The organism is Phenylobacterium sp. (assembly GCF_036677185.1).
Lineage (GTDB): Bacteria > Pseudomonadota > Alphaproteobacteria > Caulobacterales > Caulobacteraceae > Phenylobacterium.
Genome location: NZ_JAKFEN010000020.1, coordinates 222,428 through 247,135, shown reverse-complemented (window position 1 = coordinate 247,135; position 24,708 = coordinate 222,428). Strand labels below are relative to the sequence as shown.

The window sequence follows — 24,708 nt, the reverse complement described above, 5'->3', positions numbered from 1 at the left end:
GCGTTCCCGGCCGTGGACCGTCCTCCGGCTGGAGGACGGTCCACGGCGCCGGGCCTAGAACCTGTAGCCCAGGCCGGCCGAGACCACCCACGGGTCCAGATTGACCTTGGACTTCAGCGCGCCGCCATTGATCTTGGCGTCGGTGTCGAAGAACACCTTCTTCACGTCCAGATTGGCGCTCCAGGCGCCCCGAACCGCCACGTCCACGCCGGCCTGCAAAGCATAGCCGACGCCATCGTCCAGCTTCACCGAGAAGCCGTTCTTGTCGTCCCCGCTATAGAACATCATGTAGTTCAGGCCCGCCCCGACATAGGGGCTAACCCGGGCCGTCGGCGCGAAGTGGTATTGCACCGTGGCGATGGGCGGCAGGACCCAGGTCTTGTGGACCACCACGTCGGTCGCCGGCCCCTGCGCGCGGATCGTGTGCTGGGTCGTACCCAGAACAAGCTCAACGGCGACGTTGTCGGTGAGGAAGTAGTGGATGCCCACGGTGGGCATGACGTCATGTTCGACATCGACGTGCAGGCCGGTGGCCGCGCCCGCGGCGGTCACGATGGCCGCGTCGGCGTCCGACGAAATGTCGGTGACGCGAGTGTTCAGAATGACGTGGCCCTTGGCCTTGGGCTGGAAGTCCTGTGCTTGCGCGCCCGTGACAAGCGTCAGCGCGGCGCCCACGGCAAGCGCGTAGGTCTTGGCTTTCATCTTCAATCCCCTCATTCAGCGCGGTGCAGCCGCGCTTGGGGATCGGCATCGCGCAGGGCCGGCGCCCGGGCCTTGACGCATCTCAAACGTCAGTTTGAACTCTGAGCGTGCGTCGCTCGGTCTCGCCCTGGGCGGCCAGATCGCCTAAATCGTTCTGATGCGCACAGAGACCCCTCAGCCGATCCGGCTCTCCGAGTACCGTCCTCCCGCCTTCCTGATCGACGAGGTTCGGCTGGACTTCGACCTGGCGCCCAACGCTACGCGGGTGAAGGCCAGGCTGAGCATCCGTCGCAATGGCGAGCACGCCGACCCGCTGGTCCTGAACGGTGAGCGTCTGAAGCCGGTCTCCGTGGCGGTCGACGGCAAGGCCCTGGACGACAGCGAGCGGACGATCGACGCCGAGTTCCTGACCGTGCCGAACGTCCCGGACGCCTTCGTCCTGGAGACCGAGGTCGAGATCGATCCCGAGGCCAACAAGGCGCTGGACGGCCTCTACATGTCCGGCGGCCGGTTCTGCACCCAGTGCGAGGCCGAGGGCTTCCGCAAGATCACCTGGTATCCGGACCGCCCCGACGTGCTGTCCCGCTTCACGGTGCGCATCGAGGCCGACGACGCTTTCCGCCATCTGCTCTCCAACGGCAATCTGATGGAGTCGGGCGCCTTGCCGAACGGCCGTCATTTCGCCGTCTGGAACGATCCGTTCCCGAAGCCCTGCTACCTGTTCGCCCTGGTGGCCGGCGAACTGGACGTGCTGGAGGACAAGCTCGTCACCATGAGCGGGCGCACGGTGGATCTGCGCATCTTCGTCGATCCCGGCATGGCGCCTCGCGCGGCCTACGCCATGGACGCCTTGAAGCGCTCGATGACATGGGACGAGGAGGCGTTCGGCCGGGAATACGACCTCGACCTGTTCATGATCGTCGCCGTCCGCGACTTCAATTTCGGGGCGATGGAGAACAAGGGGCTGAACATCTTCAACTCCTCGCTTCTGCTGGCCGAGCCCGCCACCGCCACCGACATGGACTACGAGCGCATCGAGAGCGTCGTGGCCCACGAATATTTCCACAACTGGACCGGCGACCGGATCACCTGCCGCGACTGGTTCCAGCTCTGTCTGAAGGAGGGCCTGACGGTCTTCCGCGACCAGAGCTTCTCGGCCGACATGCGCGGCGCGGCGGTCCAGCGGATCAAGGACGTGAAGGCCTTGCGCGCGCGCCAGTTCCCTGAGGACCAGGGGCCGTTGGCCCATCCGGTGCGGCCGTCGACCTATCTGAAGATCGATAACTTCTACACCGCCACGATCTACGAGAAGGGCGCGGAGGTCATCCGCATGCTCAAGACCCTGATCGGCGCCGAGGCGTTCCGAAAGGGCATGGACCTTTATTTCAACCGCTGGGACGGCCACGCCACCACGGTGGAGGAATTCATCCGCTGTTTCGCCGAGGTGTCAGGCCGCGACCTGTCGGCCTTCTTCGCCTGGTACGAGCAGGCCGGCACGCCGAAGCTCGACCTCAAGCACCGCTATGACGCGGACGCCCGCACCCTGGAGTTGGAACTCTCGCAGGAGACCGCCCCGACCCCGGGCCAGCCGGACAAGCATCCCCTGCCCACCCCGGTGACCGTGGGCCTGCTGGACGCCGAGGGCCGGACGTTGGCCTTCGAACGTGACGGCGTGGCGCTCGACGAGACCGTGGTCGTGCTGGAGGGCGCCCGGACCAAGGTGACCCTGACCGGGGTCGATTCCGCGCCCGTGGTCTCGGCCCTGCGCGGGTTCTCCGCGCCCGTGACGCTCACCACCGACGCCGAACCCAAGGACCGCTACGTCCAGCTCGCCGCCGACCCCGACCTGTTCAATCGCTGGGAGGCCGGCCAGGACCTGGCCCGCGCCTTGATCGTGGCCCGCGCCATCGGGGCGGCCGACGAGGTCGGCGAGGAACGCTTCGCCCACGCGCTCGGTCGGTCGCTGGACGACCAGGCCGCCGATCCGGCCTTCAAGGCCCTGATGCTGGCCCTGCCCAGCGAGTCGGACCTGGCCCTGGCGCTGCAGCCCTCCGACCCCGCGTCCATCCACGAGGCCCGCGAGGCCCTGCGCCAGCGCCTCTCGGTGCATCTGGGCGAGGATCTGAAGCGGCTGCATATCGGCCTGCAGGAGCTTGGGGAGTTCTCCCCGGACGCCGCCAGCGCCGGCCGCCGCGCCCTGCGCAACGCCGCCTTGGACCTGCTGGCCGCCAATCCGCGCTCCGAGGTGGCCGAACTGGCGGACGGCCACTACCGCGCCGCGGCCAATATGACCGACGCCATTGGCGGACTCTCGGCCCTGATGCTGATCGGCGGCGAAGCCTATGAGGCGGCCCTGGCCGACTTCTTCGAACGCTGGAAATCCGAGCCCCTGGTGGTCGACAAGTGGTTCGCCCTGCAGGCCCGCGATCCGGACGAAGGCGTGTTGGGCCGGGTTCTGGGCCTCACCGCTCATCCGGCCTTCGACGAGAAGAATCCCAACCGGCTGCGAGCCCTGGTCTCGACCTTCGCCAATTTCAATCCGGCCCGCTTCCACGATCCCAGCGGCGCCGGCTACCGCTTCCTGGCCGACCAGATCCTGGCCGTCGACGGGTTCAATCCGATGACCGCGGCGCGGCTGGTCGACCCCCTGGGCGGATGGCGTCGGTACAAGCCAGAGTTGGGCGTCTTGATGAAACGGGAACTCGCCAGGATTGCGGGGACGGAGGGGCTTTCCAAGAACGTCTATGAACTTGTCAGCAAAGCCCTCGCTGATTAGGCGGGTCATCTAGCCGACATTGCGCGCCGTTCGTTGCAGACGCGCGAATCTTGTCGTTAATTCCGGGACTTCGCCGTATTCCCGGGCCAGGAAGGAGACAGCCAGCCAATGACCGTCTCGCTGAACCGGTTGCGGTTCCTGATCATCGATGACAACGCCCACGCCATCAATCTGGTGAAGGCGATGCTACGAGGCTTCGGCTGCGAGCAGCTCTACGACGCCCAGACCATCGAGGGCGCCAAGCAGCGGATGAAGGCCACGCCGGCCGACATCGTCATCCTCGACTACATGATGGGCGCGGAGGAAGGCGTCACCTTCGCCCGCTGGCTGCGCAACGACAACGACAGCCCCAACCAGTTCACCCCGATCATCATGCTGACCGGCCATGCGGACCGCGACCGGGTGATGGCGGCGCGCGACGCGGGCGTAAACGAATTCTGCGTCAAGCCGGTGACCCCGGCCGACCTGATGAAGCGCATCCTCTGGGTCATCGACCACGCCCGGCCGTTCGTCCGCAGCGGCGCCTATTTCGGCCCCGACCGCCGACGGCGCGACGATCCGAAATACACCGGGCCCGAGCGCCGCGCGGACCGCCAGCGCAAAACCTGACGCCGCCCGACCATCCTCCGCCGGAGTGGACGCCGGTTCGGCGAAGAAAATGGTCTGAAACCAAAAGTGGCTTGAGCAAAGCCCGATCCAAGCGGATCGGATTTGCCCGGGCGATCAAACCTTCGTCTGTGACGGCATGACTCCCGTGACGCCTCGCCCGCGCCCGCGTAGACTTCGGTGCTTCGGGGGTGACTCGACCTTGGGTGAGGAGCGGACGGGCGTTGGCCAGACGCGGGGGCGGAGACGTGGCTGAGTCGAAGCCGCGCCGAAAGGCCAGCGACACGACGCCAGGAGTGCGCCCGCCGCCCGGCCAGAGCTTCATCCGCATCGCCATCCTCGCAACCCTGTTGCTGCTGGCCGTCTACACAGCCTTCGCCGTCGCCAGAATCACCCGCGAACCTCAGTCCGCCACAGTGACCAACGCCGCCCTTGCGGGCCGGGCCGAAGCCTTGGCCGCCCGCGTCGACTCGGAGGGCGTGGCCCTGCGCGGCGGCCTGCTGACGGCCCGCGAGACCTTGCGGCGCTATGCGCCGGCGCCGATCGACGCCGCCGAGGCGGGACTGGCCACGGCCGGCGGGGCCGCCGCCGCGGTGGGCGTCGTCTCCGACCAGGAGGTCGTCGCCATCGCCGGCGCGGCCGGGGACGTCGACTGGCGGGGCCTGGCGCTCACCGCCGAACGGTCGGGCCGCGACGTCTGGGCCGGCGTCACCGACCAGGCGGCCCCCAGGCTGGCCGTCGCCGCGCCGAGCGTCACCGCCAAGGGTCGCCGCTGGATCATCGTGGTGGGCGACCCCGCCCGCCTGCGCGGCCTGCTGACCCAGGAACCGCCCCAGGCGCTGGCGACGCCCCAGGGCCGCATCGTCGCCGCAACCGGTCCCGCGGGCCTGGCCCAGGCCCGCGACGTCAACGAAGCCTTCGCCCTAGCGCCGGCCGAACTGAAGGCGGGCCGCGGCCTGACCCGGGCCCAGCGGCCCGACGGGGCGCAGCTGGACCTGGCCGTCCATCGCGCCCTGGGCGGGGGCCTGCTGGCCATGGCCTCGGCCCCCTCCGGCCCCTCGGAGCGGCGCACCACCGCCGAACAACTCGCCTGGCTGCTGGCGCCCTTGGGCGTGGCCTTCCTGCTGGGCATCCTACTGTTGCAGCAGAGCCGCAAGGTGGAGAACGCCCAGCAGGCCTTCATCGATTCCGAGCAGCGCTTCCGACTGGCGGTCGAGGCCGCGCGCTGCGGCATCTGGGAGTGGGATCTCGCCACCGACCAGATGTACATGTCGGACGTAACCGGGGCGATCTTCGGCTGGGGCGGCGGCGGCATCGTCCCAGGCCAGGATGTGTTGGACCGCGTTTCCCCCGACCATCGCGAGCGAGTCCGCCAGGCGCTCTCCACCGCCGCCGTCTATGGCGGCTTCGACGTGTCGTTCCGCGTGCCCTCGCCTCAGGGCGGGCGGCCGATCTGGATCGACGCGCGGGGACAAGCTTTCGGCGAATCCGACCGGGACGGCTATTCGCGGATAATCGGGGTGGCGCTGGACGTCACCGAGGAGCGCATCGCCCAGGCCCGCGCCCAGGCCGCCGAGAATCGCCTGCGCGACGCCATCGAGAGCGTGTCGGAAGCCTTCGTGCTCTGGGACCGTCAGGGGCGGCTGCTGCTCTGCAACCAGAACTATCGCAGCTTCTTCTCCATCGAGCCGCGGCTGCTGAAGCCCGGCGCGCTGCGCGACGAGGTCAGCCGCATCGCCCAGCTCGCCATCAAGCAGGAGATGGACTCCCCCGACGGCCGCAAGGGCGTGCGCGAGGCCGAGCTGAACGACGGTCGCTGGATCCAGATCTCCGAGCGGCGCACCGCAGAGGGCGGCCTGGTCATGACCGCCTCGGACATCACCGCCATCAAGACCCAGGAAGAGGCCCGCCGCCTCAACGAGGAGCAGTTGCAGAAGGCGGTGGTCGGGCTCGAGCGCAGCCAGGAACAGCTCTCGGAACTGGCCCGCAAGTACGAGATGGAGAAGGTCCGCGCCGAGGGGGCCAACAAGGCCAAGAGCGAGTTCCTCGCCAATATGAGCCACGAACTGCGCACCCCGCTGAACGCCATCAACGGCTTCTCCGAGATCATGGTCGCCGAGATGTTCGGGGCGCTGGGGGACCAGCGCTACAAGGGCTACGCCCAGGACATCCTGTCCTCCGGCCAGCACCTGTTGGCCCTGATCAACGACATCCTCGACATGTCGAAGATCGAGGCCGGCAAGATGACGCTGAAGTTCGAGCCCCTGGCCCTGGAAGAGGTCTCCGAGGACGCCGTGCGCCTGGTGCGCAATCGCGCCGAGGCGGCCGGGCTGACGCTCACCGTCGAGTTTCCGCCGCACCTGCCGGAGGTGGAGGCCGATTATCGCGCGGTCAAACAGGTGCTGCTCAACCTGCTCTCCAACGCCATCAAGTTCACCCCTCGCGGCGGCCAGGTCGCGGTCCGCGCAGAGGGCCGCCTGGATCCCCTGGGCGAGCGCATCCGGGTGACGGTGCAAGACACCGGCATCGGCATCGCCCAGGACGACCTGGCCCGGTTGGCGCGGCCCTTCGAACAGGTGGAGAACCAGCACTCCAAGACCACCCAGGGCACGGGCCTCGGCCTGGCGCTCACCAAGTCGCTGGTGGAGATGCACGGCGGGACCCTGGACTTGCAGAGCGCGCCCGGCGAGGGCACCCAGGTCAGCTTCTCCCTGCCGATCCGCCAGGCCGGCCTGGCCGCCGCCCACGCCGCGGGGTTCGTCGCCGCCTAGAGAGCTCGGGTGGCCCTGAACAGCCCCTTCCAACGCTCGTCATGGCCGGGCGCAAGTCCCGGCCATCCATGAACTCCGAGTCAGCGGTTTGCCCGCGAGGCTGGCGCGTATGGATTCCCGACACGCGCTTCGCACGGTCGAGGATGACGAGCTCTAGAGATGCGCCAACCTGGTCGGACCGCGCACTAGGGTTCCCGGCGGGGCTGGCGATCGTGCATCTGGCCGCCTTGGCCCGCCGCCGGACGCGACTCAGCCAAGCCCGCGGCCAGCGTGGCGCGTTCGGCCGGTGACAGCGTGGCGGCGAAGTCGATGATGCGGCTCTCCACCCCGGCCCGGACCTGCGTCTCCTGAACCCGCGCCATATCGAGCTTCCGTTTGGCGGCCGCGGCGTCGAAGGGCTCGGCGGCTAGGCCGCGCCAGGCTTCCGCGCGAGCGGCCTGGACCGCGAGCATCCCGGCGCGCACCTCGCCGGCCTCGCCGCGCAACAGGCGGCGATAGGCGCGGCGCTGCTCGGGCGGCAGTTCGTTGGCGGCCGCCCACAGGGGTTGGCCGCCGCGGGCCATCATGGCCGGGCGCTGGTGATGGACCCTCTGGCCCACCACCAACCCGCCGATCACGGCGCCGATCAGGAACACGTTCACCGCCAAGGAGACGAACAGGATGATGGCCAGCGTCCGGCGGCTCATCAGGCGTCCTCCCCCGTCACCACGGCGGAGAAATCGTCATAGCCCGCCAGCGCGGCGCTGACCGCATCGTCCGGCTGCGAGACATCATAGAGCCTCACCCCGACCGCGAGACCGGCGGCGCAAGCGGCGGCCAGGCCCGCGCTCAGGCCGGCGCCCCAGAACCATGCGGCCATACGGTTTCGGCGGCGGGCGGCCGGCGCCGCGGCGATCACCCGCTCGCGCAGCTCGTGGGTCACGGCCATAGGGGCCCAAGCGTCCAGCGCCACGTCGAGCGTCGCGGCGCGCGCCAGCACGCCCTGGGCCAAGATCGGCTGGGCGATCATCAGGGCCGCCGCGGCCTCGCGCTCAGCGGCGGGCCAGCGGGCGACGTCGCCGCCATGGGCCTCGGCGAGAGTCTCGAACCGTTCAGGGGTCATGCAGAGCGCCTCATGGTTCGACCATATCCGCGAGCGCCGCGCGCAGGGCGCGCCGGCCGCGGGACAATAGGCTCTCCAGGGCCTCGACGCTCACGCCCATCAGGGCTGCGGCCTCGATATTGGAGACCTCCTGGTAGTGGCAGAGGCTGACGGCCTCCCGCTGGCGATCCGGCAGGGCGGCCATGGCCGCGGCGACCCGGCGGCCGACATCGCGCGCCTGCAGCCCCCGGTCGGGGCCCGGCCCGTCGTCCGCGCGGTCCGGCGGGTGGTCCATGGCCACCTCGCGCCGGCGTCGCAGGCGGTCGTAGCAAAGATTGAGCGCCACCCGATGCAGCCAGGTGTCGAACCGCGCGCCGCCGGGCTTCCAGTTCCCCGCCTGTTTCCAGGCGCGCACGAAGGTCTCCTGGGCCACGTCTTCGGCCTCGGCGCTCTCGCCCAGCATTCGGCCGGCCAGGGCCAGCAGTCGCGGCAGCTTTCGGGCCACGAGGCTGCGGATCGCGGCGGGATCGCCCGCCGCCACCCGCGCCAGCAGCGCCTCGTCGCCATCGCCTGGGTCCAAGCCTCACCTCGCCTCGCGGCGGCCTATGGTCCTCAACCTGCGTCACGGCCCCGGTTCTGGCGCAAGGCGAGTATCTCGCCCTTGCTCAGCCAGCCATCCTTGTTGGTGTCGCCGCGGTCGAAGCGGAACTTGGCGGCGGCGTCCATCTCCGAGCGGGTGACGGCGCCGTCCTTGTTGAGGTCCAGCCTATCCCACATCCGCTCGCCGCGTCCCTCCTTGCCGGCGACCATGCCGGCTGGCGGTTTCAGCTCGGCGCGGGCGATCTTGCCGTCCTTGTTGGCGTCGAACCGGGACAGCATGGCGTCGGCCTGGCTCTTGCGGAATTCGGCCAGGGTGACCCTGCCATCGTGATCCAGGTCTGGATTGGGCCGTTGGCCCATCTGGGCCTGGGCGGAGCCCGCCACGCAGAGGGCCGCGGCGGCGATGATCAAGCGCTTCATACGAAAATCCCTTCAGGCGTCTTGTCCGCGCCCAACCGTCTAACGTCCCGCGCCCGGATTTCCGTCGATCAAGGTTGCACGATGATTTCATAGGCCCCGCGGGCGGCGGTGCGAGCGGCGTCGAGCCTGCCCTTCAACGCCCGGAAGTCGCGCGCGCCGCCGGCCCGGGCCAGCAGGGCGCGGAAGGCCTTCGGCTCCCCTTCCGGATCGGCGTTGTCGCCGAGCGCGACCTTGAGCAATTGGGTCAGGTCCTGCTGCAACTTCCAGGCCTTCTGCAGATCGGCCAGAGCCCGGGCGGGAGCCAGCTCCGCGGCGTCGGCCAGGGCGCCGGCGGTGTTCTGGTTCAGCGGTCCGCCCGAGGCGGCATGGGCCAGTTGCAGGAACTGGGCGGCGAACTCGACGTCGACCAGGCCGCCGGGCGACAGCTTCAAATCCCAGTCGCCCTTGGGAGGCCGCTCCCGCTCCAGAAGTTCACGCATCTCCCGGACGTCGGCGGCGGTGCGCGCCACGTCGCGTGGGCGGCGCAGGGCGGTCTCGACCGCCGCCTCCGCGTCGCCGGCGAAGGCGTGCGAGGTCGCCCAGACCACCCGGGCGCGCGTGAGCGCCATCAGCTCCCAGGTCTCGGCCTCGCGGTCGTAATACTCCTCGAAGGCCGGGAAGCTCACCGCCACCGGACCCTTGGTGCCGGACGGGCGCAGCTGCATGTCCACCTCGTAGAGCTCGCCCTCCCCGGTCGGCGTCGACAGGGCCGCGATCAGCCGCTGAGTGAAGCGGCCGTAGAAGACGTCGGCGCTCCAGTCCTTGATCGTCGAGACCGAGCCCGGCGCCCGCGCGCGGTAGAGGGTCATCAGGTCGAGGTCCGAGCCGGCGCTCATCTCCTTCGAGCCGCACTTGCCCAGCGCGATCACCGCCACGTCGCCCTCGAAGGCTCCGCCCAGCCGTTCGGCCTCAGCCAGGGCGGCGGGCGCCAGGACCTCGATGCAGATGTCGGCCAGGTCGGCGAAGGCGCGCCCGGCGGTCTCGGCGGTGGCCGCCCCGCTCATCACCTGGACTCCGACCCGGAAGGCCTGTTCGCGATGCACCCGGCGCACAGCGTCCATGACGCCCTCGAACCCGTCGGCGCGGGAGACGGCGGCGGCCATCGCACTGCGATCCTCATCGCGGTCGAGATCGGCGAAGAAGGCGCCGTCCAGCAAGGCGTCCAGCGCGGCCGGCCGCCGCGCCAGGGTGTTGGCCAGCCGCGGCGCGAAGGCCATGACCTGGACCATCAGCTCGAACAGCCTGGGCTGCGCCAGGAACAACGACTGCAGCTGCACCCCAGACGACAGCTTGGAGAAGAAGTCCTCGAACCGAGCGAAGGCGGTGTCTGGCGCCCCGGTGGCCTGGGCCGCGTCCAGCAGGCGCGGCGCCAGACGGGTGAAGAGTTCGCGGCCCCGCTCGGTGCGGGTGGCTGGGATATGGCCATGGTGCCAGCCACGGATGGTTTGGGCTATGCGCGAGGGATTGGAGAACCCCAGCCGCGCCAGGGTGTCCAAGGTCTCCGGATCGTCGTCGACGCCCGTGAACACCAGGCTGCCGAACTTCGAGGAAAGTTGCTCTTCCTCCGGGAAGAGCTCGCCATAGCGGCGGTTGACGGTCTTCAGGATGCGTTCGACCGAAGCGTCGAAACTGCGCACCCGGTCGAAGCCGGCCAGGGCGCCCACCCGCTTGCGCTCGCTGTCGGACTCCGGGAGCCGGTGGGTCTGCTCGTCGGCCAGCATCTGGATGCGGTGCTCGATGGCGCGTAGGCGCTCATAGGCCAGGGTCAGTTCCCCAGCCGTCTGGGCGGTGACATGCCCAGCCGCCGCAAGGGCCGCGAGCGCGTCCAGGGTGCGCGGCGAGCGTAGTTCGGGATGGCGACCGCCCAGGATCAGCTGCTGGGTCTGGACGTAGAACTCGATCTCCCGGATGCCGCCCCGGCCCAGCTTCAGGTCGACGCCCTTGGCGGTCAGGCGCTCGTCGACCTTATGGACGTGGATCTGGCGCTTGATCGAATGGATGTCGGCGATGGCCGCAAAATCGAGGTTCTTGCGCCAGATGAACGGCGCCAGTTCCTTGAGGAAGGCCCGGCCGCGCGTCAGGTCGCCCGCCGCGGCCCGGGCCTTGATGAAGGCCGCCCGCTCCCAGTTCTGGCCAACGCTCTCATAGTAGTCGAAGGCCGCCGCCGCCGGGATGGCCGGCGGGGTCGAGGAGGGGTCCGGACGCAGGCGCAGGTCGACCCGGAAGACATAGCCGTCGGCGGTCTTCTCATGCATCAGCTCCGCCAGCCGCTGGATCAGGCGCACGGCGAAGGCCTGGGTCTCGATCCCTTCGGCCACGGGCAAGGCCTCCGGCTCGTAGAAGACCGAGATGTCGATATCGCTGGAATAGTTCAGCTCATAGGCGCCGTGCTTGCCCATGGCGATGCAGAACCAACCGGGGACCGGGCCCTCGTCGCCCTGGCCGATACGGGTCAGCCGCCCGGCCTCCAGCTCGCCTCGGGCCGCCACGGTCAGCGCCGCGTCCAGGGCTGCGTCGGCGAACCGGGTGAGACTTCCGGTCACCGCGTCCAGGTCCCAGACCCCGCCCAGGTCGGCCAGGGCGATCAGCAGATGGGCCTCGGCCTTCAGCACTCGCAGGCCGGTCTTGGCGGCGTCCCAGGCGGCGGTGGAGAGGGCCGCCGTGCGGTCCAGCAGATCGGCGAACCGCGCAACGGGATCGGCGGCCAGCAGGGCGCGCAGCCGATCGGGATCGCGGCGGGCGAGGCTGGTCAGATAGGGCGAGGCGCCGAACACCGGGGCGAGCGCCGGCCAGGCGGCCTCCAGCTCGCCCGCCCAGCCGTCGCGGAGCGCGGCCTCGACCAGGACGTGGCGCGCGCGCTCGGCGGCCCTGGGATCGGCGATCGGCCCGCACGGCGTCATCCGCGCCGCCAGGCCGGGATGAATTTGCTCGACGCCGACGCTCACTGAGAAATTCCAGCTAGCGGCGAGGCCGTTCCCAGGCACAGATGCGCCGGATACATCCAGGGGAGGGGTCCAGGGGTGCGTAACGTCGAGGTTCTCACGCTGCCATTCCTGTCGCGCGGTTCCGACGCGGCTTTATTGCTCATGCGGCTGATGGTCGGGTCGTTCCTGATCTTCGGGGTCTGGGACAACATCGCAAGCGCCGAACGCATGACCGAGTTCGAGCTCTTCCTCACCAAGTTCGGCTTTCCGCTCCCCAAGCTCATGGCGCCGTTCTCGGTCTGGGCCCAGTTCGCCTGCGGCTTGGCGTTCATCGCCGGGTTCGCCACCCGGTGGGCGGGGCTGATCTGCGCCTTCAACTTCGTCGTCGCCATCGCCATGGTCGACCATCATCAGGGGATTCGCGGGTCATTCCCGTCGGCCTGCCTGGTGGTGATCGGCCTCTACCTGGCGACCCATGGACCCGGACGGTTGGCCCTGGACAGGCTGATCGCCCCACGCACCCTCGGAACTCGATAGCGGCGCGCCCAGGCTTGGGCCTTGATGCGCCCATGACATCGCCCCGCCGCCTGCTGACCCTGACGCCCCTTCGCGGCGGTCGCGATCTGGTCCTGCTGCTGATCCGGCTGCTGGTGGCCGGCTTCCTGATCGTCTCGGCCGCGCCCTACGGATTCCAGGCGGGGAAGCTAGCCGAGTTCGCGAGCTTCATGGCCAAGCACGGCTTCGCGGCGCCGCAACTGCTGGCGCCGCTGTCGATCTGGGCGATGCTGCTGGCCGGCCTGGCGCTGATCGCCGGCCTCGCCACGGCCTGGGCCGGGCTGGTCGTGGCGTTCAACTTCGTGGTGGCCATCGCCATGGTCGACCGTTTCCAAGGGATCGACGGGTCCTTCCCCTCGGCCAGCCTGGTCGCCATGGGCTTGCTGCTGGCCGCGGTCGGACCCGGCCGCTACGCCCTGGACGCCGGGTTGGCCCGGCGCTCCTAGGCGGCCCGGGGCAGGATCAGGGCCACGCGCAGGCCGGGCCCCATCTCCCCGACCTTGCCTGGTCCCTCGGCCAGCTCCAGCCGTCCCCCGTGGGCTTCGGCCACAGCCGCCACCAGCGAGAGCCCCAGGCCCGAGCCCGGCTCACTGCGGCTGTTCTCCAGGCGCACGAAACGCTCGACCACCCGTTCGCGGTCCTCGTCGGGAACACCCGGGCCGGTGTCGGTGACGGAATACTCCACCTCGCCCGAGGACCGCCGGCGCACCCGCAGCATGATCGCCCCTCCCGAGGGCGTGTACTTCACGGCGTTGTCCAGGATGTTGGCCAGGGCCTGGGCGAGGAACTCGCGGTTGCCGCGCACCTGCAGGTCGACGGCGAATTCGGCGGCGAAGTCGAGCCCCTTGTCCTCGCAGACCGGTTCATAGAGTTCGGCCATGTCGCCGCCCAGCTCGGCGGGGTCGAACACGTTCTGATCGGGCGCCTGGCCCGCCGCCTGCAGCCGGGCGATGGAGAGCACGGCCCCGAAGGTCTTCAGCACCCCGTCGGTGTCCTCCAGGGCCTGGGCGAGGGCTTCCTCGGCGTTGCCCTTGCCGGCCTCCACGTCGAGATAGGCGGTCTCCAGCCGCGCCCGCAGGCGGGTGAGCGGGGAGCGCAGGTCATGGGCGATGGCGTCGCCGGCGTGGCGGTGGCCGGCCATGGAGCGCTCCAGCCGGTCCAGCATCTCGTTGAGGCCCTCGGCCAGCTCATCGAACTCGTCGCGGGTTCCCCGAACTTGCGCGCGGGCCTCCAGGTCGCCGTTACGCACGGCGGTGACCACGTCGGCGAGGCCGGCCATGCTGCGGCTGACATTGCGGCTGACCAGCAGCCCGCCCAGCAGGCCCAGCACGATGACCAGGGCGCCGGCGCCCCACAGCGCCCGGACGATCTTCAGGACATAGGCCTGATCCTCGCTGATGTCGGCGCCGACGAACAGAATCTCGCCGTCGCGTAGCTGCTCCTGGAAGCCACGGGCCGGATGCTTGCGCTCACGGCCGTTCACATCGATGTCGGTGACCGAGAAGCTGGCTCGCGCGGGCGCGCCGGTGAACTCCTCGACCGGCGACTCCTCGATGGAGCCGGAGATCCGCTTCCCGTCCTTGGTCATCAGAAGATAGAGGAACGGCCGTTCGCTGGCCGCCCGCTCGATCAGCGACTGGTTCAGCACATTGGCTCCGCCGCGCTCATAGGCGGCCTGGAGCGCGCGCATCTCGCGGCCGATATCCTCGTCCGTGCGCCGCGTCGCCTCCCCGGCGGTCGCCAGGTAGATATAGGCCAGGAAGGCGCTGGCCGCCGCGGCGAACAGCGCCAGGAACAGCAGGGTCAGCCGGAACGGCGTGGTGCGGAAAAGCCTGGGCAGGCGCATGGGCCCGGCCGGACCTTAGGGGTCGAGGCGGTAGCCCGCCCCGCGCACCGTCTGCAGCATCGGTTTGTCGAAGCCCTTGTCGATCTTCGAGCGCAGGCGGGAGATGTGCACGTCGATGACGTTGGTCTGGGGGTCGAAGTGGTACTCCCAGACCTTCTCCAGCAGCATGGTGCGGGTCACCGACTGGCCGGCGTGGCGCATCATGAATTCCAGCAGCTGGAACTCGCGCGGCTGCAGATCGATCTCCTTGCCCTGCCGATGCACGGCGCGGCCGATCAGGTCCATCTCCAGCTCGCCGACCCGCAGCAGGGTCTGGACCGAGCCGGTCTCGCGCCGCCGCGACAGGGCCTCAACCCGGGCGATCAGCTCGGCGAAGGCGTAGGGCTTGACCAGATAGTCGTCGCCGCCGGCCTTCAGGCCGTCGACGCGGTCGGTGATCTCGCCGAGCGCCGACAGGAACAGCACCGGGGTCTGGTCGCCCTCGCGGCGGATGGTCTGGACCATGGTGACCCCGTCCATCCGCGGCATCATCCGGTCGACGATCATCACGTCGAACTCGCCGCCGCGGGTGGCGTTGAGGCCATCCTCGCCGTCCTGAGCGCGAACGCATTCATGGCCCGCCTCGGTGAGGCCACGATCCATGACTTCGGCCGCTTCGAGGTCGTCTTCGACAATCAGGATGCGCATCGACTCAATCCCCCGAACCTCATCCCACCTAACCGGAAATCTTCAGCGGCAGGAAGGACGTGCGACCGCCGCGATGGACGCCGACCAGCACGCTGGGGCGACCAGCCTTCTTGGCGATGTCGACCTGGGCCGAGAATTCCGAAGCGCTGCCCACCGGCAGGCCCCCGGCCTGGACGATAACGTCGTCCTTGCGCAGGCCACGCTGAGCGGCGTCGGAGGACTGGTCGACCCGGTCGATCAGCACACCGCGCACGCCCGGATCGAGGTTCAGGCGCTTGCGCGTGGCGTCGTCCAGGGGGGCGAGGGCGAGACCCAGCACCACCGGACGCTGAACCTGGGGCGTCGCGCCGTCGGCCCCGCCGCGGTTGGCGCCGCCCGGGGTGTTGTCGTTGGCGGCCAGCTCGCGCTCGGTGGGGCGCACGCCGGAACGGATCTCGACGATCTTGCGCTTGCCGCCGCGCAAGACGTCGAGGCGCAGGACGTCACCGGCCTGGGCCTTGGCCACCTCGCGGGTCAGTTCCGACGAGCTTTTCACATTGACGCCGTTCACGGCGGTGACGATGTCGCCCGACTGCAGGCCGCCCCGCTCGGACGGACCGCCCGCGGTGACATTGGCCACGATGGCCCCGCGCTGGGCGCCCAGGCCCTGGGCTTCCGCCATCTCGGCGGTGAAGTTCTGGATCGAGGCCCCGATATAGCCCCGGGTGATCTTGCCGCCGGCGATCAGCTGCTTGGTGATGGCGTCGGCCACCTCGGCGGGGATGGCGAAGCCGATACCCACAGAACCGCCGGAGGGCGAGAAGATCGCGGTGTTGACCCCGATCACCCGGCCGTAGACGTCGAAGGTCGGGCCGCCGGAATTGCCCCGATTGATGGGGGCGTCGATCTGGATGTAGTCGACGAAGGTCTCACCGATGTCGCGGCCATAGGCCGAGATGATCCCGGCCGTGGCGGTGCCGCCCAGGCCGAAGGGGTTGCCCACCGTGATCACCCAGTCGCCGACCCGCGGCTTGGCGGCATTCTCGAAGTTCACATAGGGGAAGCCCGCGCCCTTGACCTTGAGCACGGCTAGGTCGGTGCCTTCGTCGCGGCCCACCACCACGGCGTCCAGCTCGCGCTCGTCCTTGAGCACGACCTTGATCTCCTTGGCGTTCTCCACGACGTGGTTGTTGGTGACGATGTAGCCGTCGGCCGAGATGAAGAAGCCCGACCCGGAGGAGAGCTGCGGCGGCAGGCGCGGCTGGCCGCGGCCCGGCTGACCGGGTTGGGCCGGCTGGCCCGGCTGGGCTTCGTCATCGTCTCCGCCGCCGCTCGGCGGCTGACCGCGCGGCACGACGTCGAAGGGGAAGTTCTCGAAGCCCGGAATGCGGCGCAGGGCGGCCGGATCGGCCTCCGAGGTCACGTTGATCGAGACCACCGCCGGAGAGACCTTGTCGAAGATGTCGGCGAAGGAGAGCGGCGCGCCCGGCGGCGGGGCGAAGATCGGAGCGGTGGAAGCGCGGATCAGCAGGCCCTCGTTCCCCGCGCCCGGAGCACGGTCGCTGAAGCCCGCGCCGGCGAGGGCTGCGGTGGCGACGCCGACGCCGGCCAGGGCGCCGATGAGGTAACCGGTCTTCTTCGAGGTCATAAGCCTTCAATTTCCCTGTGGGAGCGAGCCGCACATATCATGCGCCCGTCCCGAACAACCTAGGTTCGATGCCAAAGAGCGCAACGTCTCTCAAGTTACGTTTAGGTCACGCTCCAAGCTTCATAGCGTCCGATGTTGGGCGCAACTTTGTCATGTCGGCTCGTCGTCAGACAGCCGCGCCAGGCGTTCGGCCTCATCCTGCGACAGTTCGGCCTCGGCTCCGCGGCTCCGAAACCCCCGGACCAGCAGCAGCAAACCCAGGCCCACGACCAGGAACGGGGCGCCCCAAAGCGCCGCGTTGCCCCAGGAGAAGGCCGGTTTCAGCAGCACGAACTCGCCATAGCGGCCGGTGAGATGATCGCGGACCTGGTCGTCGCTCATCCCCGCCTTCACCTCGTCGCGCACCAGGCGGCGCAGGTCGGCGGCCAGTTCGGAGTTGGAATCGTCGATGGACTCGTTTTGGCAGACCAGGCAGCGGACTTCGCGGAAGATGGCGCGGGCCCGGGCCTCCTGGGACGGATCGGCCAGCCGCTCGGCCGGGTCGGAAGCCGCGGCCAGGCAGAACATCGCCGCCAGAATGGCCAGGACCCGTCTCACGCCCTCGCCTCCTTGGCGCCGACCGCCATTCGCAGGCGGCGGTCCGACAGTGAGACCAAGCCGCCCAGGGCCATGATCGCCGGGCCGATGAAGATCAGCAGCGCCCAAGGGTTCCAATAGGCCCGCACCAGCCAGACCGGACCATCGGCGCCGGGCCGGCGCTCACCCAGGACCACATAGAGATGGCTGACCCCGCGGGTGCAGATGGCCACTTCCGAGGTGGTCTGGCCGCCGGTGGGATAGAAACGCCGCTCGGGGCGCGGCTCGCAGACCAGCGCGTCGGCCTTGGTGGCGCGCAGATAGCCGCGCTCGGCGTCGTAGTTGGGGCCTTCGACCCCGCGGACCTGGTCCAGCACCAGCTGATAGGCCCCGACATCCAGCCGCCCGCCGATAGGGATAGCCTCGGCTGCTTCGAGCTTCCAGCCGGTCTCGAAACAGGCGCCCAGCACGAAGACGCCCAGGCCGAGGTGGGCCAAGGTCATGCCCCAGGCGCCCCGCGGCAAGCCGCTGAGGCGACGCCAGGTCTCGGTCATCGGTCCCCGGAACGCCCGGGCGCGCTCCGCGAGCTCGACAAAGGCGCCCACCACCAGCCAGGCGCCCACGGCGATCCCGGCCGAGGCGAAGGCCTTTCGCGGGCTGACCAGGGCGAAGGCCGCCAGGCCGCAGGCCATGGCGATCAGCACCGCGACCCATAGGCGCTGGGCCACGCCCCGCGCATCGCCCCGCTTCCAGGCCAGCAGGGGTCCGGCCGGCAACAGGATGGCCAGAGCCGCCATCAGCGGCGTGAAGGTGAGGTTGAAGAATGGCGGCCCCACCGAGATCGCTTCACCGGTCGCGGCCTCGCGGATCAGCGGATAGAGGGTGCCCAGCAGCACGGTCGCCGTGGCCGCGGCCAGCAGGATGTTGTTGAGCACCAGCGCGCTCTCGCGGCTGACCGGCGCGAACACCCCGCCGGGACTGAGCGCCGGCGCCCGCCAGGCGAAGAGGGCGAAGGCGGCGCCCGCCGTGACGCCGAGGATGATCAACAGCAGGGTCCCGCGCGTCGGGTCGACCGCGAAGGCGTGGACCGAGGTCAGGACGCCGGAGCGCACCAGGAAGGCGCCCAGCATGGAGAAGGTGAAGGCCGCGAGCGCCAGGAACACCGTCCAGCCAGCCAGGGCGCCGCGCTTCTCGGTGACAATGGCCGAGTGCAGGAGGGCCGTGGCCACCAGCCAGGGCATGAAGGAGGCGTTCTCCACCGGGTCCCAGAACCACCAGCCGCCCCAGCCCAGCTCGTAGTAGGCCCAAAAGGCGCCCAGCGTGATGCCGACGGTGAGCGCGCTCCAGGCCGCGAGCGTCCAGGGCCGCACCCAGCGCGCCCAGGCCGCGTCGACCCGGCCCTCGATCAGGGCGGCCACGGCGAAGGAGAACACCACCGAGAGCCCGACATAGCCGAGGTAGAGCATGGGCGGGTGGAAGGCGAGCGCCGGGTCCTGCAGCAGCGGATTGAGCGAGCGGCCCTCGATGGGCGGCGCATCCAGGCGCGCGAACGGGTTGGAGGCCAGGACCGTATAGGCCAGGAACACCACGCCCAGCACGCCCTGGACCGCCAGGGTCAGGGCCTTCAGCCCGTCCGGCAGGCCGCGGCCGAGCCCAGCCACCGCCGCGCCGCACCCGGTCAGCGCCAGGCACCACAGCAGCATGGAGCCCTCGTGGCTGCCCCAGGTCCCGGCGATCCGATAGAGCAGCGGCTTGTCGCTGTGAGAATTGGCCGCGACATTGGCCACCGAGAAGTCCGAGGTCACGAAGGCGTACATCAGGGCCGCGAAGGCCAGGATCAGCCCCGCGAAGGCGGCGAGCGCCGCGCCCTCCCCCGCCCCGGCCAGAACCCGCGAGCGCGTCACACGCGCGGTGGCCGACAGCACAGCCTGCACCAGCGACACCGCCAGAGCGAGCACGAGGGAGAAAGCCCCGATCTCGACGATCATTCGCCGTCCTTGGCGTAGGCCGGCGGCGGCGCGCCCTCGCCGCGCCATTCGCCCTGTTCCTTCAAGGCCTTGGAGATCTCGCGCGGCATGTACTTCTCGTCGTGCTTGGCCAGGACCTGCCTGGCCTCGAAGCCGCCGTCGGCGCGGAAGGCGCCGGTGGCCACGATCCCCTGGCCCTCGCGGAACAGGTCGGGCAGGTCGCCGGCAAAGGTGACGCGGGTGGTCGCGGTGCGATCGGAGACGGTGAACTCCACCCGCCCATCCGGATGCTTCACCACGCTGCCGACCTGGACGAGGCCGCCCAACTGGATCGAACGGCCCGGCGGCGGCTTGGCCTCAATCGCCTGTGAGGGGGTGTAGAAATAGGAGATCGAGTCCCGCAGCCCCCAGAGGGTCAGGCCCACGGCGAGGGCCAGCACCGGAGCGATGGCCGCCACCAGCGTCAGGCGACGCCGCGCCTTGGGCGACTTGGGCAACCAGCCGCTCATGGCCGGGACGTCCGCATGGGCGCGGTCTTGGCGGCGATCTCCAGCGCCTTGACGATTTCCGGACGGTCGGCGTAGCGGGCCCGGGCCTTGGCGAGCGCCGCGTCGCGCTCGCTGTCCATGCCCAGCACGGCATAGGAGCGGACCAACCGCACCCAACCCTGCGGATCCTCCGGCGAGGCCTGCAGCCGGGCCGCAAGCCCCTCCACCATGCCGCGGATCGCGGCCATCTCGCCCGGGGCGGCGGGCGGCGCGCCCTGAGCCTGCGCGATGGCGCTCTCCACGGCGGCGCGACGGGGGTCGCCCTGGGGCAGCCCGGAGGCCAGGGCCTTCCAGTCGGCCAGGCCGCCGTCGCGGTCGCCGGCGGCGATGCGGCCGCGGGCCAGGTGGAAGCGTGAGATCACCGAGGTCGGATCGCGCTTCAGGGCCTCGGCGAAGGCGCGCTGCGCCGGGGGCGTGACCTCTCCGCCGGCCTCGATCATCAGCACCTCGCCCAAGCCCTCCCAGAGGTCGACCCGCTGGGGCGCGAGCTCAATGGCGCGGCGCAGGGCGCGGATGGCGCCGCTGGGATTGTCGGCGGCGATCTCCGCCTTGGCCAGGAAGCCGTAGGCCTCGGCGTCGGGGCCGCGCTCGGCGATCAGCGCCTTGAGCACGGCGGCCATCTGCGGCGCGGTCAGCATGGCCGGGTCCAGGTCTCGCCAGGCGGCGATCCGTCCGCGGAAGGGCTGGTCCGGCAGGCCGGGCGCACCGACCGCCAGATAGAGGCCGAGGGCGGCGAACGGCGCGAGCAGGGCGGCCACCAGCACCGGCCGGCGATATTGCGTCTGCGCGGTCCAGGGCGGCGCGGCGGCGTCCGCGGCCGACAGCAGGCGCCGGGCGGCCTCGGCGTGGGCGCTCTTGCGTTCCTCGTCGGCGATCAGGCCCCGTCCCGCCAGGTCGTCGATCTCGCGGAGCTGCCGGCGATAGACCGCGCTCGTCGGGTCCACGGACCCGGCGCGATGGGCCGCGCGGGCGGCGTTCTGCAGGATGAGGCCGGCCGCGGCGGCGGAAAGCACGCCGGCGACCACCCAGAAGGCGATCATCAGGCGCGTTTATCTGAAACGGCGGGCTTGTTCTAGACCGGCTTGGCCGGGTCCTCGGCGAAGACCTGCGGCGGCGGCTTCCTGGCGCCAAAAGCGGTGGCCGCGCGGCGGCGCACGATGTCCCCGGCGCGGGGCTCGTGGATGGGGGCGGCGAACTCGGCGGCGATCTGCAGGAAGCGGGCGGCGATCTCCCGATCGGGGACCTCGTTGTCGCGCACCAGCGACAGGACCTCCTCGACATAGGTGTCCAGGCTCTCGCCGGCCTTCTCCATCACCTTGGCGCGAGTGGAGGCGAAGCCGCCATAGTTGGCGCTGGGCCGGATGGCCTCGGCGAAGGCCAGCAGGGTGCGGCAGCGGTCGACCAGCTTGGCGTCGGGCTCCAGGGTCAGGCGCGGTTCGGTGCGCATCATCCGCGCCACCCGGACCTTGTGGTTGGGCAGGGCTGCGCCCAGCACCTTGTCCAGCTCGCGCAGGCGGCCCTCGACCACGGCGGCCAGGGTCTGCTTCTGCTTCTGGACGCGGAAGCCCCAGCCGCTCTCGCGCGACAGCTCGATGGAGTTCTCCATCTCGGCGATCTGCAGGGTCAGGGTCTCAACCGTGGCGGCGGCGGCCAGGCCGCCGGGCGGCCCGCTGTTCAGGTCGAAGTCGGCGACCTTCTTCAGATTGGCGTCGATGGCCTCCATCAGCCGGATCGCGAAGATCGCCAGCTCGGAGTCAGCCAGGTAGTGCTCGTTCGGCCGGTCCATGACCGCCGAGACCACCCGCAGGATGGTCCAAGGCTCGGCGAGCTGGGCCGAGAGCATCTCGAAGAACCTCGGGCCGGCGTCCTCGGCCTCGAGGCTGGCGTCCTTGTAGGCCACCCGCGCGGCGGCGGCGTGCTCTTCGTTGAACCGGCCGATCCATTCGGGCAGCCGAAGGGTCGCCTGCCGCACGATCGGCGCCAGGGTCAGGCAGGAGAGCAGGTGCTGGGTCCCGCCGGGCCGGGTCGGTTCGATGGCGTCGATGGCCGCGATGAAGTCGCGCTGTTCGCCCGCCCGCAGGCCGTCCGCGGCCATCTGGGTCAGGATGTCGAAGGGTTCGGTGGAGCTGGCCCCGGGGCGGTATTCCACCAGCGCCCGGGCGGCGCTAGCCACCTCGAACGGCGCCTGGGCCTTCAGCCCGCGCCAGATGAGGGCGAGGGCCGCGCGCGGGAAGGCGATGCGGGCCTGGTCGGCGGCGTCGCCCGCGAACAGAGGGGCGATGGGCTCCAGGACGCGGTTGCGCAGGTTGCGGTCGGCGACCTCGGCCTCGACCACCCGCCGCACCCCGGCCAGGGCCGTGTCGCCCGCCGCGGCGGCGAGCGCGTTCTGCAAGCCGGTGACCACCTTGTCGGGCGCGTGCTCGACGAGGTTGCGGACGATGTCGATCTTGGCGTCGGGCAGCCCGGCCATCGGGGGGGAACTCCAGGCGCGGTCACATTCCGCGCTTAGCCCACTTATGCTTGCCGCCGGTTAAGGCTTTCCGAAAACCAAGCTATTTCAAGCTTCAGCACGGGGCAGGTCCAACTCGACCAGAAGCCCCCCCAGTCGCGACGGGCCCAAGGTAAGCGAACCGCCATAGGCCCGGGCCAGTTCGTCGATAATGGAGAGGCCCAGCCCCGATCCGGGCGCGCTTTCGTCCAGGCGCGCACCGCGCCGCACCACCTCCTCGCGCTCCTCCGGGGTCAGGCCAGGGCCGTCGTCCTCGATGGAAAGCCTGAAGCGTTCCGGGGAAATCGGCGACGTGCGGATGCGGACCTTGGCCTTGCACCACTTGCCGGCGTTCTCCATGGCGTTGCCGGCCAGCTCCAGCAGATCCTGGCGCTCGCCCAGGAAGTAGAGGTCGTCGGGGGCGTCCCAGTCGATGACCACCCCCTTGTCGAGGAAGATACGCTCCAGGGTTCGCGACAATTCGTCCAGCACCTCGGCGACCGGCGTCCGCTCGCCGGAGCCCTGGGTGCGGGCGGCCGCGCGCGCGCGGCGCAGGTGGTGGTCGACCTGCTGGCGCATGGCCTCTGCCTGCTCCTCGACGACGCCGGCCAGCGAGCCCTTGGTCTGGCGCGCCTCGGTCAGCATCACCGACAGCGGCGTCTTCAGCGCGTGAGCCAGGTTGCCCACATGGGTGCGCTGGCGTTCCACGACCTCCTGATTGTGGGCCATCAGGGCGTTGAGTTCGTCGGCCAGGGGCGCGAGTTCGGTGGGATAGACCCGCACGACCCGCTCGGCCTTGCCCCGCCGCACCGAGGCCACCTCGCGGCGCAGGGCGAACAGCGGGTTCAGGCCCACGCGGACCTGGATCACCACCGCGGCCACCATGCCGACGCCCAGCAGCACGAAGACCACCGCGGTGGCGGTGATGAAACCGCGCACATCGCGGTCCACGGGGCCTCGGTCCTCGGCGGCCATGAAGATCACCGGGGCGGCGCGATTGGGCAGTTTCACCTGGGTGGCCATGGCCCGCAGGGGCTTACCGAGCTCGTCGCGGGTGTCGTAGGAAACCGGCTGGCCCGGCCGGCTGCGGAGCTGCGCGGCGATGTCGGCCGGCGCCTCGAGTTCGGAGTCCCACAGGGAGCGCGAGCGCACCAGCACGTGGATACCGCCCTGCGGGGTCGGCTCGGCGATCTGCCAGTACTTGCCCGAATAGGCGCGCAGCGCCCTCAGGTCGGTGAGGGCCGGGGCGATGACCTGGCCTCGGTCGTCGATCGATGCGCCGGCCGTGAGGTTGTCGATGAGCTCGGCCAGCCCCTGGTCGAACCGCCGGATCGCCGCCTGCTGGAACAGCAGGGCCAGCACGATGGCCGAGACCAGCAGCACCGCGAGCGTCCATCCGGCCGCCAGGATCACCAGCCGCCGGACGAGGGAGGGACGGCTCAGGGCCTCGAGGGTCACGTCGCGGCGCCGCCCAACTCCTCGGCGGGCGCGGTCAGGCGGTAGCCGAGGCCCCGTACGGTCTCGATCCGGTCGGCGCCGATCTTCTTGCGCACCCGGCCGATGAACACCTCTATGGTGTTGGAGTCGCGGTCGAAGTCCTGGTCGTACAGGTGCTCGACCAGCTCCGTGCGGCTGATCACCCGGCCCTCATGCATCATCAGATAGTGCAGCAGGCGATATTCCAGCGAGGTCAGCCGCAGGGGCTCGCCGTTCACCGTGGCCCGCGCGGCGCGCGGATCCAGCCGCAGGCCGCCGATGGAGAGGCTGGGCGCCGCATGGCCCGCCGACCGCCGCAGCAGGGCGCGCAGCCGGGCCAGCAGTTCCTCGGTGTGGAAGGGCTTGGTCAGATAGTCGTCAGCCCCGGCGTCGAAGCCGGCGACCTTCTCGCTCCAGGCGCCGCGGGCGGTGAGGATCAGCACCGGGGTGGCCACGTTTCCGCGCCGCCAGCGCTCCAGCACCGAGACGCCGTCCACCTTGGGCAGGCCCAGGTCCAGGATCACCGCGTCATAGGGCTCGGTCTCGCCCAGGAATTGGGCCTCCTCCCCGTCGGGGGCGTGGTCGACCGCATAGCCGGCGTCGCCGAGCGCCGCCTTGAGTTGCCGCGAAAGGTCCGGATCGTCCTCGACCAGCAGGATGCGCATGGGAACCCCTTAGCCGCCTTGGCGGGAGAGTATCGCGCCGCTCTGGGCGTCGACGATGAAGATGATGACCCGGCCGTCATTGGTCTGCCACTGGACGAAATAGGCCGAGCGGCCTCCGAATTCGCCCTGGGTGGTGTTGAGCTGACGGCCCGGCGTGCGGGCGGCGATCATGGCGATCACCTGGGACAGCGGCACCTGGCGGCCGCCGCGCACGGCTTCGCGCGCGGTGTCCTGGTCCCCGCGACCGCCGCCGTACGACGGCCGGTCGAAGTCCGGCCCACGCTGCGCGTTGGCCCCGAAAGGGACGGCGGCCAGCAGGGCGGCGATGACGAACAGACGCTTCATGGCGCTAGA

22 protein-coding genes are annotated in these 24,708 nt (G+C 70.2%); 5 read left to right on the top strand and 17 right to left on the bottom strand.

Annotated elements, in window-relative coordinates; translation table 11 throughout:
* Positions 1 to 54: 54 nt before the first annotated feature.
* The gene (locus V6M51_RS11710; RefSeq protein ID WP_332767343.1) at positions 55 to 702 is read right to left on the bottom strand and encodes an OmpW/AlkL family protein; all 648 of its coding nucleotides are present in this window, start codon (positions 700 to 702) and stop codon (positions 55 to 57) included.
* 157 nt (positions 703 to 859) lie between these two features.
* Between V6M51_RS11710 and pepN the strand changes: the two genes are divergently transcribed.
* From pepN to V6M51_RS11695, 3 genes are all read left to right on the top strand, one after another.
* The gene (pepN, locus tag V6M51_RS11705; RefSeq protein ID WP_332767342.1) at positions 860 to 3,478 is read left to right on the top strand and encodes an aminopeptidase N; all 2,619 of its coding nucleotides are present in this window, start codon (positions 860 to 862) and stop codon (positions 3,476 to 3,478) included.
* A gap of 108 nt (positions 3,479 to 3,586) precedes the next feature.
* Positions 3,587 to 4,087: a response regulator gene (locus tag V6M51_RS11700; protein WP_332767341.1), complete on the top strand. Its 501-nt coding sequence runs from the start codon at positions 3,587 to 3,589 to the stop codon at positions 4,085 to 4,087.
* Positions 4,088 to 4,332: 245 nt separating this feature from the next.
* Positions 4,333 to 6,855 (top strand): PAS domain-containing sensor histidine kinase, encoded by a 2,523-nt coding sequence (locus V6M51_RS11695; RefSeq protein WP_332767340.1) that lies wholly within the window; start codon positions 4,333 to 4,335, stop codon positions 6,853 to 6,855.
* A 185-nt stretch (positions 6,856 to 7,040) separates the two neighbouring features.
* Here V6M51_RS11695 and V6M51_RS11690 read toward each other — a convergent pair whose 3' ends face one another.
* From V6M51_RS11690 to V6M51_RS11670, 5 genes are all read right to left on the bottom strand, one after another.
* A complete protein-coding gene (locus tag V6M51_RS11690) occupies positions 7,041 to 7,541 on the bottom strand; it encodes a periplasmic heavy metal sensor (protein ID WP_332767339.1) in 501 nt (166 codons plus the stop codon).
* Positions 7,541 to 7,957 carry a hypothetical protein gene (locus V6M51_RS11685; RefSeq protein ID WP_332767338.1) on the bottom strand — a complete coding sequence of 139 codons (417 nt, stop codon included), beginning with the start codon at positions 7,955 to 7,957 and terminating at the stop codon, positions 7,541 to 7,543. The genes V6M51_RS11690 and V6M51_RS11685 overlap by 1 nt, the downstream gene beginning before the upstream one ends.
* A 10-nt stretch (positions 7,958 to 7,967) precedes the next feature.
* Positions 7,968 to 8,516, bottom strand: a complete 549-nt coding sequence (locus tag V6M51_RS11680; RefSeq protein WP_332767337.1) for an RNA polymerase sigma factor — start codon at positions 8,514 to 8,516, stop codon at positions 7,968 to 7,970.
* Positions 8,517 to 8,548: 32 nt separating this feature from the next.
* Positions 8,549 to 8,956, bottom strand: a complete 408-nt coding sequence (locus V6M51_RS11675; RefSeq protein ID WP_332767335.1) for an EF-hand domain-containing protein — start codon at positions 8,954 to 8,956, stop codon at positions 8,549 to 8,551.
* 68 nt (positions 8,957 to 9,024) lie between these two features.
* Positions 9,025 to 11,895 carry a bifunctional [glutamine synthetase] adenylyltransferase/[glutamine synthetase]-adenylyl-L-tyrosine phosphorylase gene (locus tag V6M51_RS11670; RefSeq protein ID WP_332767443.1) on the bottom strand — a complete coding sequence of 957 codons (2,871 nt, stop codon included), beginning with the start codon at positions 11,893 to 11,895 and terminating at the stop codon, positions 9,025 to 9,027.
* Positions 11,896 to 12,015: 120 nt separating this feature from the next.
* On the opposite strand from V6M51_RS11670, the gene V6M51_RS11665 reads away from it, so the two are divergent.
* On the top strand, positions 12,016 to 12,456 hold the full coding sequence (locus V6M51_RS11665) for a DoxX family protein (RefSeq protein ID WP_332767333.1): 441 nt from the start codon (positions 12,016 to 12,018) through the stop codon (positions 12,454 to 12,456).
* Positions 12,457 to 12,488: 32 nt separating this feature from the next.
* A complete protein-coding gene (locus V6M51_RS11660) occupies positions 12,489 to 12,920 on the top strand; it encodes a DoxX family protein (RefSeq protein ID WP_332767331.1) in 432 nt (143 codons plus the stop codon).
* Here the strand turns inward: V6M51_RS11660 and V6M51_RS11655 are convergent.
* The 11 genes from V6M51_RS11655 to V6M51_RS11605 all read right to left on the bottom strand — a co-directional run bounded on the left by V6M51_RS11655 (position 12,917) and on the right by V6M51_RS11605 (position 24,699).
* On the bottom strand, positions 12,917 to 14,320 hold the full coding sequence (locus tag V6M51_RS11655; protein WP_332767329.1) for a sensor histidine kinase: 1,404 nt from the start codon (positions 14,318 to 14,320) through the stop codon (positions 12,917 to 12,919). The genes V6M51_RS11660 and V6M51_RS11655 overlap by 4 nt on opposite strands.
* 15 nt (positions 14,321 to 14,335) lie before the next feature.
* The gene (locus V6M51_RS11650; RefSeq protein ID WP_332767328.1) at positions 14,336 to 15,007 is read right to left on the bottom strand and encodes a response regulator transcription factor; all 672 of its coding nucleotides are present in this window, start codon (positions 15,005 to 15,007) and stop codon (positions 14,336 to 14,338) included.
* A 28-nt stretch (positions 15,008 to 15,035) separates the two neighbouring features.
* A complete protein-coding gene (locus V6M51_RS11645) occupies positions 15,036 to 16,634 on the bottom strand; it encodes a Do family serine endopeptidase (protein WP_332767327.1) in 1,599 nt (532 codons plus the stop codon).
* Between the two features lie 150 nt (positions 16,635 to 16,784).
* Entirely contained in the window at positions 16,785 to 17,231 is a 447-nt protein-coding gene (locus tag V6M51_RS11640) for a cytochrome c-type biogenesis protein (protein WP_332767326.1), read from the bottom strand.
* Positions 17,228 to 19,198 (bottom strand): heme lyase CcmF/NrfE family subunit, encoded by a 1,971-nt coding sequence (locus tag V6M51_RS11635; protein WP_332767325.1) that lies wholly within the window; start codon positions 19,196 to 19,198, stop codon positions 17,228 to 17,230. Before V6M51_RS11635 ends, V6M51_RS11640 begins: the two co-directional genes overlap by 4 nt.
* Positions 19,195 to 19,686, bottom strand: coding sequence for a cytochrome c maturation protein CcmE (gene ccmE / locus V6M51_RS11630; RefSeq protein WP_332767323.1), 492 nt, complete (start codon positions 19,684 to 19,686; stop codon positions 19,195 to 19,197). The genes V6M51_RS11635 and ccmE overlap by 4 nt, the downstream gene beginning before the upstream one ends.
* Positions 19,683 to 20,765: a c-type cytochrome biogenesis protein CcmI gene (ccmI, locus tag V6M51_RS11625; RefSeq protein WP_332767321.1), complete on the bottom strand. Its 1,083-nt coding sequence runs from the start codon at positions 20,763 to 20,765 to the stop codon at positions 19,683 to 19,685. The genes ccmE and ccmI overlap by 4 nt, the downstream gene beginning before the upstream one ends.
* Positions 20,766 to 20,797: 32 nt before the next feature.
* The gene (locus V6M51_RS11620) at positions 20,798 to 22,195 is read right to left on the bottom strand and encodes a hypothetical protein (RefSeq protein WP_332767320.1); all 1,398 of its coding nucleotides are present in this window, start codon (positions 22,193 to 22,195) and stop codon (positions 20,798 to 20,800) included.
* Positions 22,196 to 22,282: 87 nt separating this feature from the next.
* The gene (locus V6M51_RS11615; RefSeq protein ID WP_332767318.1) at positions 22,283 to 23,671 is read right to left on the bottom strand and encodes a sensor histidine kinase; all 1,389 of its coding nucleotides are present in this window, start codon (positions 23,669 to 23,671) and stop codon (positions 22,283 to 22,285) included.
* Positions 23,668 to 24,354 carry a response regulator transcription factor gene (locus V6M51_RS11610; RefSeq protein WP_305677424.1) on the bottom strand — a complete coding sequence of 229 codons (687 nt, stop codon included), beginning with the start codon at positions 24,352 to 24,354 and terminating at the stop codon, positions 23,668 to 23,670. The genes V6M51_RS11615 and V6M51_RS11610 overlap by 4 nt, the downstream gene beginning before the upstream one ends.
* A gap of 9 nt (positions 24,355 to 24,363) precedes the next feature.
* Positions 24,364 to 24,699 (bottom strand): PepSY domain-containing protein, encoded by a 336-nt coding sequence (locus V6M51_RS11605; RefSeq protein ID WP_332767316.1) that lies wholly within the window; start codon positions 24,697 to 24,699, stop codon positions 24,364 to 24,366.
* Positions 24,700 to 24,708: the final 9 nt, after the last annotated feature.